Source organism: Klebsiella sp. B345, from assembly GCF_051131735.1.
Taxonomy (GTDB): domain Bacteria; phylum Pseudomonadota; class Gammaproteobacteria; order Enterobacterales; family Enterobacteriaceae; genus Klebsiella.
Genome location: NZ_CP180443.1, coordinates 779,753 through 793,350 on the forward strand (window position 1 = coordinate 779,753; position 13,598 = coordinate 793,350).

Consider the following 13,598-nt stretch of genomic DNA (forward strand, 5'->3'; position numbering starts at 1 on the left):
GCTGGTTACGCGGGAGCTCCGCTTAGCCGCGTTTGCCGCCGGACTTGCCAATCGCCTTGTGCAGTTCGTTAATGCGCTTCATCGACTTGATGGTGCGTTGCGGCGAGGTGGTCGCCACCGACAGCACCAGCATCTCAAGACACACCAGCACCGTACCGTGCAGCGGCACCCGGCCATTATCGCCGCCGCGCGGTACGTCAATCACCACCTGCGCCTCCTGACTAAAGCGTGAATCCACCGCCTGGGTCAGCAGAATCGTCGGGATCCCCAGCCGTCGGGCTTCCCGCAGCGCGGTCATCCCTTCGCGATGCGGCGATTTTTGCCCCATCATAATCATCACGTCCCCGCGTTGCAGGTTGATCAGCTGCTCGGCCAGGCTGAATCCGGTCCGGTTCATGACGTAAGAAGGTAAGCCGATGCGGCTAAACAGTCGCCCGGTATACTCCGCCAGAATCCCCGAGGCCCCGATGCCGAAAATCGCCACCTGCCGCGCCTCGCTGAGCAGCGCCACCGCCTGGGCGACGGCGGCCCGGTTGGCGGGACGGGACAGCACCTCGCAGGCGCGCTGATGCCCCTCAAGCACAAAATCGATGCTCGAATTGACGTCGCTTGAGAGGGCATTGACCGTGGAGAGCATTTTCTCCGACGAGGTGACCGAGGGGCCGAACCAGCGCTCCATGGTCTGCTTCAGCTCGCGCAGCCCGGCAAATCCCAGCGCCTGAATCGCCCGCACTACCGTGGCGTCCGAGGTGTGGGTGGCGGCAGCAATCTCCATCGCCGTGCGCTCCAGCACTACTTCGCGGTTTTCGTTGATATAGCTGACCACCGCCAGCAGACGCGGCGACAGCTGGTGCGCCCGGGCGCGGAAACGGTCGCCAAACAGGTCAACCCGCCCTTTCTCTTTTTTCACCGTAGCTTTCATTTCAGCCCCGCCGGCAGAGGCCGTCCGGCAATATGCGATTGCACCTGCGCCACCATCAGACTCAGAGCGGCAAACGAATTAGAGATAACCTCTTCGCGCGGCAGCAGGATATAGCGTCCGGTACGACAGGCGCGCATAAAGTCGCACCAGCCGGGCATCACCGCCTCCATCGCCTGCAGCTCGTCCTGCGGTTTCCCTCCGGTATCCGAGCGCCAGGTGGCAAAGACAAAGTCTGCATCCAGCTCCGGCAGCTGTTCGGCGCTGACGTCAATGCGCTGCCCGTCGGGAATCTTGTCGATCAGCGGCGGGAATCGGAAGCCGGCATCGCGCAGCACCCGCCCCAGGGCATGATACGAGTGGTGCACGGTCACTTTACCGTTGTTGGCCTGAATCACCGACACGCTGATGTTTTGAGTGTCGACCATCGCTTTAAGCTGAGCGATCTGCGCCTGATAGCGCCGTTCGAGGATCGCCAGCCGCGCTTCGCTGCCGGTTAGCTGCGCCAGCTTGCTGTAAATACGCGGCGCGCTGCCCTGCAGGTGGTCAATACTGACCGTCGGAGCAATCTTCTGCAGCTGCTCGACGGAAACGTGACGACTCGGTTCGGTGATGATCAGATCCGGCTTTGCCGCCGCCACCGCTTCCAGGTCGATATCCGCCGTGCCGATAAACTGAATGGTGCTGTTATCGAAATCGACGCCGGTCAGTTGCGCGCTGGAGCGCAGAAAATGGCTGCCGTCCGGGCGAGTCCGCCCGTGGCTGGCCACCGGCGGTACCCCAAGCTCAATCAGCGGGATAGTGATATCGAGGTCGTGCATCGAGACAATGCGCTGCGGATGCAGCGGTACCGTCACCACCCGACCGAGATCGTCGGTAAATGTTTGAGTCTGACGCTCGGCGGCGCCAGCGGCAGCGCCCACCACCAACAACAAAGAGATCAACCAACGCATAGCAACCCTTCAACATTACAGGGCGTCACGACGACGCCACAGCAGCAAGATAAAAAACGGACACCCAACCAGGGCGATAACGATCCCGGCCGGAATTTGCAATGGCGCAAAGGCCAGACGCCCGATGGTGTCGGTCAGCAACACCAGTAGCGCACCGATCAATGCGCTACCGCACAGCAGCGCCACCTGGCCACCACGCAGCACAAAGCGCGCCATATGCGGTGCCATCAGCCCAACAAACCCCAGGCTGCCGACGCAGGAGACGCTGGCGGAGGTCAGCAACACCGGGGCGAAAAAGCGCAGCAGAGTCAGGCTCTGCAGCCGCACCCCCAGACCGACGGCTGTACGATCCCCGAGCAGTGCCACGTCCGCTGCCCGGGCAGTGAGCAACAGAATCAGTGCGCCAGGAAGCGCCCAGATGAGCGCCACTGCCAGCAACGGCCAGGTTGCCGCATGCAGGCTTCCTGCCAGCCAGATCATGGCGGTCTGCACATCGCGGACATCGGCAGTGGTCATGAAAATGCCCACCGCCGACGCCAGTGTCCAGGAGACGCCGATACCAATCAAAATAAAGCGCGGGCGTGCGCAGTCGCGGGCCAGCGCCAGTACCAGCAGCGCCACCAGCAGCCCGCCGACGATCCCCGCCAGCGGCCGCCAGACCAGCCCCACCGCCGGGAAAAACAAAATCAGCGCCAGCACCACCACGCTGGCCCCCTCTTTAACGCCAATCAGCCCCGGATCGGCCAGACCGTTGCGGGTGATACTCTGCATCGCCGCGCCCGCCAGGCCGAGCATTGCCCCGCACAGCAGCGCCATCAACAGCCGGGGAAGGCGGATATCAAACAGGATAAAGCGCGGTTGCTCCGCCAACGCTTGCGGAGCGAACAGCGCCCGGGCCAGGGTGCCGGTGGGCAGCGGAAAGCTACCGCGCGCCAGGCCAAAGCTCGCCAGAAGCAGGATCGCGACAATCAACACGCCGGCGATTTTCAGCGCCGCCGGGCGGATTAACAGCTGGCAGGGCCCGACCCGCAGCGGGCGAAAACCGGCGTGAGCGGCAACGTCTTTCATTTAAAAAATCTCGCGGCAATAAAGATAAATACCGGGGCTCCCACCAGCGCGGTCATCGCCCCGGTCGCCAATTCCTGCGGCGCGACGAGAGTGCGCGCGGCAATATCGGCGACCACCAGCACCAGCGCCCCGACGGGGGCCGCCAGCGGCAACGCCAGACGCAGATCTTCGCTGATCAGCCGGCGCACAATATGCGGGACCACCAGGCCGACAAAGCCGATCGGCCCGGCCACCGCCACCGCCGAGCCGCACAGCAAGGCAATTGCCGCCAGGCCAAGCAGCCGGGTCTGGACGATTTTCACCCCCAGCCCCAGCGCCACGTTCTCGCCCAGCGCCAGAATATTCAACCGCGGCGCAATAAACAGCGCCAGCAGCGCACCTGCCAACGCCGGCACCGCCGCCGAACGCAGGATGGCGCCGTTCAGCCCGGCAAGATCGCCCGCCAGCCACGTACGCATCGCCAGCAGCGTCTGTTCATCGAGGATCAGGATGGCCGCGGTTACCGCAGAGGCAAAGGCCGAAAGTGCCACGCCGCACAGCGTGATGCGCAACGGCGTTGCCCCGCCGCGCCCGGAGGTTGCCAGCAGCATAACCCCGCCAAACAGCAATGCTGCGCCGCAGCCGGCAATCAGCGGACGCTCCCACGCCAGCCCGCCCAGACCCAACGCGGAGGTAACGACCACCGCCAGCGATGCGCCGGCGTTCAGGCCCAGAATATGCGGTTCACCCAATGGGTTACGAATAACCGTCTGCAGCAACAGCCCGGCTACGCCGAGCACCGCCCCGGTGAGCAGCGCCGCCAGAAGGCGTACCAGCCGCAGATCGACGATGATCCGATGGTCAAAATTTCGCGGATCGAAATGGGTCAGCGCCTGCAGGATCGTCTGCGGAGCAATCCAGCGCGCGCCAAGCCCCAGATGGACCACTGAGGCCCCGGTCAGCAGCATCATCAGCAGGATAAACGCCAGCAGCGGGCGCGACTGACGACGGCGCGGCAGCGTCAGCGCGGCGGCACTCATTGCCCCGCTCCCTGCGACGAGCGGAACGGCATAAAGAACGGTTTGCCGGTTTGCGGGTTGAGGGACATCTGGACCTCTACGTCAAACACGGTTTTGATTAGCGCCGGGGTGCAGCGTTCGTTTTCTCCTACCACACCGGCGATCCGTCCCTGTTTGAGAAACACCAGCAGATCGGCGTAATTGACCGCGAAGTTCAGGTCGTGCAGCACCGTGACCACCGTACGCCCGTGGTCACGGGTCAGGGTTTGCAGCAGTTCAAGGATATCGACCTGGTAGCGCAGATCGAGCCAGGTCGTGGGTTCGTCGAGCAGAATGGTCGCCGTTTGCTGGGCCAGCGCCATGGCTATCCAGCAGCGCTGCCGCTGGCCGCCTGAGAGGCTGTCTACCGGCAGACAGGCGAATTCCGTAGTGCCGGTGAGCACCATCGCCTCTTCCACCGCCTGTTGGTCGGCATCCGACCACTGGCGCATAAACCCCTGCCAGGGATAGCGCCCGCGCGAAACCAGTTCAAACACCGTTAGCCCTTCCGGGGTTAGCGGCGACTGCGGCAAAATGCCTAACTGGCGTGAAACCGCCCGGGTCGGCATCTCATGAATGGACTGACCGTCCAGGCGAACGCTGCCGCCAAGCGGTTTCAGCATACGGGCGATGGTCGACAACAGCGTGGATTTACCGGAACCATTGGCCCCAGCCAGCACCGTCATTTTACCGTGAGGGATCGTCAGATGAATATCGTCGACAATCAGGGTCTGGCCATATCCGGCCGACAGGGCATCCAGTACGATCCCCTGCTCTGCAGGCATCACCCGCTGTGGCATAACTCGCTCCTGCGCCGCAACGGCGTGGCATTGGGCCCGCACGTTCGCACTCAAACAAAAATAAATCTCATTCTCTTTTGATCATGCGGCGGATGAATGTAGTAGTCAATAGCCAAACGCTTCAGGAAACCCTCGTCATCACTACGGAATAAGCCACGGTCGACGACACCAATTTAAACATTAATAAACAATGCTTTAAACAGAATACTCAACGCAATCCAGGGGCAAGACAGGTGCATTAGCGGGCGGCAATTTTTTTATGTTACATAACATTTACTACTACATTCCCTCGTGATTGAATGATTCTCAATTACATGCCTGAACGCAAATCATCGCGAACAACGGGCAGATAATATTATTAAGGGCAATGATTTAATTGGCTTTTCTGTCCGCAAAGGGCAGATGCGTTCACGAGAAACAGATAATGACTCAATCAACGATCCCTTTCACTACGCTGAAAGGGCGCGCACTTTTTTCACTGATATTTTTAGGTTCCTTTGCCTCACCGGGATTAGTTGCAGCAGAAAACAGCACCACCAGCGATAAAACCGCCGCAGATGAAACCATCACCGTGGTCGCCGACAAGTCGCAGCAGCCTGCGACCAACGGCTATCAGCCGGTGAGCAGTTCAACCGCGACGCTAACGTCGATGCCGCTGATGGATATTCCGCAGGTAGTGAATACCGTCAGCGATAAGGTGCTGGAAGACCAGCACGCGACCACCCTCGACGAGGCCTTGTATAACGTCGCCAACGTCGTTCAGACCAATACGCTGGGCGGCACGCAGGATGCCTTTACCCGCCGAGGGTTTGGCGCCAACCGTGATGGTTCGATCATGACTAACGGCCTGCGTACCGTCCTGCCGCGCAGCTTCACCGCCGCCACCGAGCGCGTCGAAGTGCTGAAAGGCCCGGCGTCGACGCTATACGGTATTCTGGATCCCGGCGGATTAATTAACGTGGTGACGAAACGCCCGGAGCGCACCTTCGGCGGCTCGATTTCCGCGACCTCCACCAGCTTCGGCGGCGGAACCGGCCAGTTCGACGTGACCGGCCCTATCGAAGGGACCCGTCTGGCCTATCGCATCATCGGTGAGTATCAAAATGAAGATTACTGGCGCAACTTCGGCAAAGAGAAAAGCAGCTTTATCGCCCCTTCTCTGACCTGGTTTGGCGACAACGCGACGGTGAACGTCTCTTACTCGCACCGCGATTACAATACGCCGTTCGATCGCGGAACCATCTTCGATCTCAATACCGGCCATGCGGTCAACGTCGATCGGAAAACGCGCTTTGACGAGTCGTTTAACATTACCGACGGCTATTCCGATCTGGCGCAGTTGAATGCCGAATACCGTCTGAACGACGCCTGGACCGCCCGCTTCGACTACAGCTACAGCCAGGATCACTACAACGATAACCAGGCGCGGGTCATGGCCTACGATTCAGCCACCGGCGATCTGACCCGCCGCGTCGATGCGACCCACGGCTCGACGCAGAAAATGCACTCGACCCGAGCCGATCTCCAGGGCAACGTGGTCGTCGGCGGCTTTTATAACGAAGTACTCACCGGCGTCGCCTATGAGTATTACGATCTGCTGCGTACCGACATGATTCGCTGCAAAAACGTCAAAGGGTTCAATATCTACAACCCGGTATACGGTACGGTCGGTACCTGCAACACCGTGTCAGCGTCAGATAGCGATCAGACCATCCAGCAGGAAAGCTACGCCGCCTACGTTCAGGACGCACTGTATCTGACCGATAACTGGATTGCCGTCGCCGGGGTCCGCTATCAGTACTACACCCAGTATGCGGGCAAGGGTCGACCGTTTAACGTCAACACCGACAGCAACGATCAGAAATGGACGCCGAAGTTTGGTCTGGTCTATAAACTGACGCCAAACGTGTCGCTGTTCGGTAACGTGGCCCAGTCGTTTATGCCGCAGTCGTCGATCGCCAGCTACATTGGCAACCTGCCGCCGGAAGAGTCCACCTCCTATGAGGTCGGGGCGAAGTTTGATCTGTTAAACGGCATTACCGCCAATATCGCGCTGTTTGATATTCATAAACGCAACGTGCTGTACACCGAAAGCGTCGGCGATGAAACCGTTGCTAAGACCGCAGGCAAAGTGCGCTCTCGCGGCGTCGAGGTGGATCTGGCCGGCGCGATCACCGACAACCTCAACGTTATCGCCAGTTACGGCTACACCGACGCCAAGGTGCTTGACGATCCGGACTACGCCGGCAAGCCGCTGCCCAATGTGCCAAAACACACCGGTTCTCTGTTCCTGAGCTACGACATCCATAACGTCTACGACAGCAATACCCTGACCGTCGGCGGCGGTGGTCGTGCGGTCAGCAAACGCTCCGGTACCAACGGCGCGGATTATTATCTGCAGGGCTACGCGGTGGCCGATGTCTTTGCCGCCTATAAGATGAAACTGCAGTACCCGGTCACCCTGCAGGTGAACGTGAAAAACCTGTTTGATAAGACCTACTACACCTCCTCCATCGCCACCAACAACCTGGGCAACCAGATTGGCGATCCGCGCGAAGTGCAGTTCACGGTAAAAATGGACTTCTGAGCCCGTCACCCTGTCCCGGACCGTGCCGCTGTTGATGGTAAACGGCGGCCCGTCCGGGCCTGTTTTTCCCGCCGACCTGACGCTACCAGTCCTCCTCCTGCCCGAGAATACGCAAAATACTCTGCCGGTATTCCAGCAGTTGTGGGTTGTCACGATGGCGTGGAAACGCCAGCGGCAGCGTGAATTCCGCAATGATTCGCCCCGGGCGCGGCGACATCACCAGCACCCGTTCACACAGCAGCAGCGCCTCTTCGATGTCGTGAGTCACCAGCAGGCTGGTATAGCCCTGCTGCTGCCACAGGCCAATCAGCTCGCGCTGCATGCTGATGCGGGTCAACGAGTCCAGCTTGCCGAGCGGCTCATCCAGCAGCAGCAGACGAGGCTCGTTGAGCAGCGCCCGCGCCAGCGCGGCGCGCTGGGCCATCCCGCCGGAGAGCTGTCGCGGCCACGCCTCGCTGAAGCCCTGTAACCCGATGCGGGCAATTAGCGCATCGGCCCGGGCTTCCCAGCCCTTCTTACCCTGCGCTTGCGGCCCGAGCAGCACGTTTTGCCGCACCGTCAGCCACGGGTAGAGCGTCGGGTCCTGAAACACCAGAATCCGTTCCGGTCCAGGTCCAGGCATCGGGGCGTTATCGATGCGGATCTGCCCTTCCTGCAACGGCTCCAGCCCCGCCAGCAGCCGCAGCAACGTGGATTTCCCGCAGCCCGAAGGCCCGAGCAGCGCCACGCTCTCGCCGGCACGCAGCTGCAGGCTGATATTTTGCAGCACCGGTACCGGCGCGTTGCCGAGGGCAAAAGCATGTTGCAGATGCTGGATCTCAACTGCCGCTCCTGATGCTGCCGCGATCCGGGTCTGTGCCAGCGCTACCATTTCATTCCTCCTCGCTGCCATTTCAGCAGTCGGTCGCGTACCAGAAAGAGGCCGCTGATCAGGCCAGAACATAACAAGGCCATCACCAGCAGCGCGGCGTACATATTGGGATAGGCGGCCCAGCCCTGCGCCCACTGTAGATAGAACCCGATCCCCGCTTTCACCCCCCACCATTTCGGCGACGATCAGCACCGAAAACGATGCCCCCAGCCCCATAAACAGCCCGACGAAGACGTTCGGCAACGCCGCAGGGATCGCCACCCGCAGGATCAGAAAGCGCTGGCTGGCCCCCAGCGTCCGCGCCACGTCATACCAGGCTTTATCGATGCTCACTACCCCCGACCAGGTCAGCACGGTGACCGGAAACCAGGTGCTGAGGGCTATCAGGAAGACGCTTGCACCAAAGCTTGAGGGGAAAATAAACAGGCACAGCGGCAGCAGCGCAGTGGACGGAACCGGCCCCAGCAGGCGCAGCACCGGATGCAGCCAGTAGCCAATCCGCTGAGACCAGCCAATCGCCAGCCCGCTGATAAAACCGCAGGTGGTGCCGAGCAGAACGCCAAGGCTCAACAGCCCCAGCGAGTGCAGCAGGCTGTCCAGCAGACGCGGCCAGTCCTCCACCAGCACGCCAATCAGCGCTTGCGGCGGCGCAAAAAACGGCACCGGCAGAATCGTTGTTTTGGCGGTCAGCCACTCCCACAGGACAAACAGCAACGGCAGCAGCGCCAGCCATTTACCAGCATGCAGCAAACGGGCGCCCCGCGGGTGCCAGTAGCGGTAGCTCAGCGCCAGCACCAGCAACCCGCCGGCGAGGCCGAACTGCATCAGCGCCCAGGCCTCACTGTAGGGCCAGCGCCGTCCGGCATCCGGCCAGGCGAGGGTAAAGCCGCCTGCCGCCAGCCACAGCGCGGCGGCCAGCCATCCTTCGCCCCATTGAGGATAACGCGCCCCGGCCAGCGGCAACCGCCGTTCAGGCGAATACGTTGGCATAGATACTCTCCGCAAACTGATGAGGATCGGTCCCCGGTTTGATCACCTGCACCCGTTGCAGGTCGGTGACGTACTGGGTCAACTCGTTGACAAAAGCCTCCCCGACCGCGTGATGTCCATGGCCCTGGCCGTGAATAATGCCCGATACTTCGGCTTCATCGGTATTTAAGGCATGGGCCATAAACGACTGGGCCACGCTTTCCGGATGGGCCGCCGCGTAGCTGTGCGCTTCGAGGATCGCCTGGGTCAACGCCGCAGCCACTGGCCGATGGTCACGAGCCAACGCCCCGCTCACTCCTAGCACGCAGCAACTGAGGTTGGCGTAATCGCCGGTCATGTTGCTAGCGATCAGCTGATACTTGCCGCTTTGCAGCAGACGATAGCTGAACGGTTCGCTACCGCTGATGGCGGCGATCTCCTGTTTATCCAGCGCAATACTGAGCAGATCCGCCGGATAGACTTTCCACTGCACGTCGCTGATCGGATCAATGCCGTGGCGCTTAAGCAAAATGGCGAAAAAGTTTTTGTCCGGGCCGGCCATATCCGTGACGCCGATGGTCTGCCCCTTCAGGCTCCCGAGGCCGTTGAACGGCGAGTTTTTGGCGGTCAGCAGATTCAGGCAGCCACCGTGGGTTCCGGCGGTCAGCTTGACGTCAAACCCTTGCTCCAGCGCCTTCAGCCAGCGCAGCGCCATCCCGACCCCGGCATCGGCTTTACCCGTGGCAATCGCCTCCAGCAGGACGTCGGTCGAGTTGCCAAAGTTGACGAACTCCACGTCCAGATTGTATTTGCTGAAGAATTTTTGCTGTTCGGCAACCGCCACCGGAGCGAGACACACCGCACTCTTATTGATCGCCAGCTTCAGCTTGTAGGGCTGGGGCAGTCGCAACGCAAGATTTTCACCGCTGTCAGCCATCGCCGCCATATCATGCGCCCACAGCGGCCACGCTGCCGCGGCCAGCGCGCTGCCGCCGGTCAGTTGTAAAAAACGACGACGCGAGAAAAGGTGCTGGCTCATGGTGTGGTCTCCTGGGCGGCGGGAACGTCCGGCAGCGTAAACGTCAGGTCAAACGTCGGGCTGACGTCGAGCTTTGTGCGGATCAGGCCGTTGGCCTGGTAAAAATCGGCGGTCGCCTGCTGCTGTTCCACGGTACGGGAGTCCAGACGCTGCCACTGCGACTGGCGGTTGGCAAACTGCGCCCGGGCAATCTCCGGCGGGAAACGAATGATCTCGCCGAGCGTTTTGCCATAGCTGTCGAGGTTGGCGTATGCCCAGCGTTCCGCCCCTGCCAGACGAGTCAGATAATCCTGCAGCGCCGCCCGCTTCGCCGGGTCCTTTAAGCTCTCGTCGGTAGCCGCCAGGAAGGTATTGCCCGGCAGCAGCCCTTTGCCGCTCACCAGAATCTGCCCCTCGGCGGTTTTCACCAGTTGGGTGGTATAGGGCTCCCAGGTCGCCCAGGCGTCCACCGACCCGTTGAGAAGCGCCACCTTGGCATCCACCGGACCGAGGAAGACCCACTGCACGTCCTTCGGCGAAATCCCGGCCTGCTGCAACGCTTTCAACGCCACAAAGTGGCCGATCGACCCTTTGCCGGTGGCGATCCGCTTGCCTTTTAAATCCGCGGCATCCTTCAGCGGACTACCGGGAGACACCAGCACGGCGGTGCCTGCCGGGTTGCTTTTATCCACGGCAATGGCTTTTACCGGCGCCCCGTTGGCCAGGGCGAACAGCAGCGGCGCATCGCCAATAATCCCGGCATCCACCGCGCCGGCATTGAGGGCTTCCGCCAGCGGCGCGGCGGCCGGGAACTCGGCCCATTTGATGTCATAGTTGAGGTTTTGCAGCGCATTGGCCGCTTCAAGCTGCGAGCGCATGCCGCCTTTCTGGTCGGCGATCCGCAAGGTGATGCGCTCCTGCGCCGTCACATAGCCGCTGAGCGCCAGCAGCATCAATGCCCCGGCGATTCGGGTGAGAGTGGGTTTGCCCATAGACATTATCCTTATCAGTGAAAAGCGTGTTGACCTGCCGCCAGCCATGCGCTGTCGTTCTGCGGCGTATGCACGCGTGCGCACAGCACGTTGCGATAGTGACGTTCCAGAGGATGCTGCCGACTCAGGCCATGATTACCGGTCAGCTCCAGCGCCAGCGCGACCGCCTGAATGGCGTTTTCAGTGATGGTGACCTTCGCCAGGCCGGCGTCGCTGGTGGAAAACGCCAGCCCGGCCGCTTGCTGAAGCAGGCAGCGGTTAGTCAGTAACCAGCTCTCTATCTGGCCGACTTTTTCCTGTACTCTCGGCAATGTGGAGAGCGGCTTTCCGAGATTGGCCGGCGTGCGCGAACGCAGCCACCCCAGCAACCAGTCGCGCGCCGCGCGGGCCACGCTGTCATAGATGGCCGCCAGTAAGGCGGTCTGGCGGTTGGCAAAACGTCGCACGCTTTCGGCATCCGTGGCGGGCGGAGCGCTTAGCGGCCAGATATCCACCGCATGGTCCCGGGGGATCACCACATCTTTCAGCACCACTTCGTGGCTACCGGTAGCACGCATGCCGGCATGGTCCCAGCTTTTGATAATAGTGACACCGTCACTATTTCGCGGCACCAGCCAGGTGCCGACCAGCGGCTCGGCATCGTCGCTGCGCGCCCAGATAGCCAGCCAGCTCAGCCCTTCGATGCCGGTGGTATACAGTTTGTGTCCGTTCAACCGCCAGCCGTCAGCAGTGCGTTCGGCAACCGTCTGCGGCAGTCCGCCGCGCGCCGGCGAACCCAGCTCCGGCTCGACCCGCAGGCTGTTGATAAGCCCCCCCTGTTCCACCGCATCACGAAAGACCTGGCGGCGCAGCGGTTCCGCCCAGCCGTCGTTTTCCGCCAGTCGCAGATGATGGATATACTGCATGCAGACAATCAACGCGGTTGCCGGCTCGCCCCACGCGATAGCGGCGATCGCCTGCTGAAGACGCGGTAAATCGGCGCCCGCCCCACCATACTGCACCGGCGTCGCGAGACTCAGAAAACCGGCCTGCTGGAGCTGTGCCAGCGGCCCTGCGGGAAAGTCGCCGCTGTGGTCAAGGGCCGCCGCCTGCTCCGCTATCTGCTGGCGAATGGTGGTCAGCTGCTGCGCCCAGTCGCTCGTCGGCTGCGCTGACGATTGGCCTGCAATGGTCACGATGCGCGCTCCTGCAGGGCGCGCTGTGCAGCTTTCTCCCGGGTAATCGGCAGCAACGCTTTGCCATATTGCTGGGCATCATTGAGAGGGTCGAAACCGCGGATCAGGAAGTTGCGAACCCCGAGGTCGTAGTACTCCAGCAGCGCATCGGCGACCTGCTCCGGGGTGCCGACCAGCGCCGTCGAGTTATGCCCGCCGCCGACCAGTTTGGCGATCCCGGTCCACAGCCGCGTATCCACGACATTGCCCTGGGCCGCGGTGGCCCGCAGACGTTGCGCCCCCACGCTGTCAGGTTTGGCTTTAAAGCCGTTACCCGCCTGCGCCGCCTGCTGGGTCGCGACGTGCAAAATGTGTTCGGCCTTCTCCCAGGCTTCGGCTTCGGTATCGGCGACGATCGGCCGGAAAGAGACGCTGAAATCAATCTCGCGTTGGTGGCTGGCCGCTTCGGCCCGCACCCGGCGGATTGTCTCTTCCGTTTGCGCTAACGACTCGCCCCACAGGGCAAAGACGTTGGCGTGCTTACCGGCGACCCGCAGCGCAGCTTCGGAAGAACCGCCAAAATAGATGGGAAGATGCGGTTTTTGCAGCGGGCGGATCGCCGACCACGCCTGCTGCGCCTGATAATAGTCGTTGGCGATATCCACGGGCTGCTCGGCGGTCCAGATTTGACGCACCGTCTCGAGGAAAGCGTCCGTCCGGGCGTAGCGCTGGTCATGATCGAGATAGTCGCCGTCCCGGCGCTGTTCGGCATCGTTACCGCCGCTGATGATATGCACCGCCAGACGCCCGCCAAGCAGGTGTTCGAGGGTGGCAAATTTACGGGCGGCGACCGTCGGCGAGACAAACCCTGGACGGTGGGCCAGCAGGTAGCCAATCTTCTGCGTCGACAGGCCCGCCAGCGCGGTCACCAGAAAGCCGTCAGGTTGATCGGACCAATGGCCGACCAGCAGACGATCGAACCCGGCGGCTTCGTGAGTTTGCGCAAAGCGCACGATATAATCGCGGTCAAAGATGGGGCCGACCGGGGCGATGGTTTCGGATGAGAGGCGATGGCCAATCATGCCGAGAAACTGAATGCTCATAACTGAACTCCTTGTGTCAGGATAACGGTTGGCCGCCGCGGCGGCACCTGTCGTTACCCTATACACCGGCATTCAATGAGCAAAATGCATTTTTATCATATCTTAATATGCAAAAATTGCATTTAAG

At 61.5% G+C, this 13,598-nt stretch carries 10 protein-coding genes and 2 pseudogenes; 1 reads left to right on the top strand and 11 read right to left on the bottom strand.

What is annotated here, in order from left to right:
* Positions 1 to 22: 22 nt before the first annotated feature.
* The 5 genes from ACMYSO_RS03685 to ACMYSO_RS03705 are packed head-to-tail and all read right to left on the bottom strand — an operon-like array spanning position 23 to position 4,777.
* The gene (locus tag ACMYSO_RS03685) at positions 23 to 922 is read right to left on the bottom strand and encodes a MurR/RpiR family transcriptional regulator (protein ID WP_434669375.1); all 900 of its coding nucleotides are present in this window, start codon (positions 920 to 922) and stop codon (positions 23 to 25) included.
* Positions 919 to 1,872 (bottom strand): iron-siderophore ABC transporter substrate-binding protein, encoded by a 954-nt coding sequence (locus tag ACMYSO_RS03690; RefSeq protein ID WP_434669376.1) that lies wholly within the window; start codon positions 1,870 to 1,872, stop codon positions 919 to 921. The genes ACMYSO_RS03685 and ACMYSO_RS03690 overlap by 4 nt, the downstream gene beginning before the upstream one ends.
* A gap of 15 nt (positions 1,873 to 1,887) precedes the next feature.
* Positions 1,888 to 2,940, bottom strand: a complete 1,053-nt coding sequence (locus tag ACMYSO_RS03695) for a FecCD family ABC transporter permease (protein WP_434669377.1) — start codon at positions 2,938 to 2,940, stop codon at positions 1,888 to 1,890.
* Positions 2,937 to 3,959 carry a FecCD family ABC transporter permease gene (locus ACMYSO_RS03700; protein ID WP_434669378.1) on the bottom strand — a complete coding sequence of 341 codons (1,023 nt, stop codon included), beginning with the start codon at positions 3,957 to 3,959 and terminating at the stop codon, positions 2,937 to 2,939. Before ACMYSO_RS03700 ends, ACMYSO_RS03695 begins: the two co-directional genes overlap by 4 nt.
* Entirely contained in the window at positions 3,956 to 4,777 is an 822-nt protein-coding gene (locus ACMYSO_RS03705) for an ABC transporter ATP-binding protein (protein WP_434669379.1), read from the bottom strand. Before ACMYSO_RS03705 ends, ACMYSO_RS03700 begins: the two co-directional genes overlap by 4 nt.
* Positions 4,778 to 5,201: 424 nt before the next feature.
* On the opposite strand from ACMYSO_RS03705, the gene ACMYSO_RS03710 reads away from it, so the two are divergent.
* A complete protein-coding gene (locus ACMYSO_RS03710) occupies positions 5,202 to 7,364 on the top strand; it encodes a TonB-dependent siderophore receptor (protein WP_434669381.1) in 2,163 nt (720 codons plus the stop codon).
* Positions 7,365 to 7,446: 82 nt separating this feature from the next.
* Here the strand turns inward: ACMYSO_RS03710 and ACMYSO_RS03715 are convergent, their stop codons facing one another.
* The 6 genes and pseudogenes from ACMYSO_RS03715 to ACMYSO_RS03740 form a co-directional block, all read right to left on the bottom strand.
* Positions 7,447 to 8,235 carry an ABC transporter ATP-binding protein gene (locus ACMYSO_RS03715; RefSeq protein WP_434669382.1) on the bottom strand — a complete coding sequence of 263 codons (789 nt, stop codon included), beginning with the start codon at positions 8,233 to 8,235 and terminating at the stop codon, positions 7,447 to 7,449.
* Positions 8,229 to 9,225, bottom strand: a pseudogene (locus ACMYSO_RS03720) (ABC transporter permease). Before ACMYSO_RS03720 ends, ACMYSO_RS03715 begins: the two are co-directional and overlap by 7 nt.
* Entirely contained in the window at positions 9,206 to 10,243 is a 1,038-nt protein-coding gene (locus ACMYSO_RS03725; RefSeq protein WP_434669383.1) for an ABC transporter substrate-binding protein, read from the bottom strand. The pseudogene ACMYSO_RS03720 and the gene ACMYSO_RS03725 overlap by 20 nt, the downstream one beginning before the upstream one ends.
* Positions 10,240 to 11,214 carry an ABC transporter substrate-binding protein gene (locus ACMYSO_RS03730; RefSeq protein ID WP_434669384.1) on the bottom strand — a complete coding sequence of 325 codons (975 nt, stop codon included), beginning with the start codon at positions 11,212 to 11,214 and terminating at the stop codon, positions 10,240 to 10,242. The genes ACMYSO_RS03725 and ACMYSO_RS03730 overlap by 4 nt, the downstream gene beginning before the upstream one ends.
* A gap of 14 nt (positions 11,215 to 11,228) precedes the next feature.
* Positions 11,229 to 12,383: an acyl-CoA dehydrogenase family protein gene (locus ACMYSO_RS03735; RefSeq protein ID WP_434670731.1), complete on the bottom strand. Its 1,155-nt coding sequence runs from the start codon at positions 12,381 to 12,383 to the stop codon at positions 11,229 to 11,231.
* Between the two features lies 1 nt (position 12,384).
* Positions 12,385 to 13,471: pseudogene (locus ACMYSO_RS03740) on the bottom strand (LLM class flavin-dependent oxidoreductase); the annotation flags it as partial.
* Between the last annotated feature and the right edge of the window lie 127 nt (positions 13,472 to 13,598).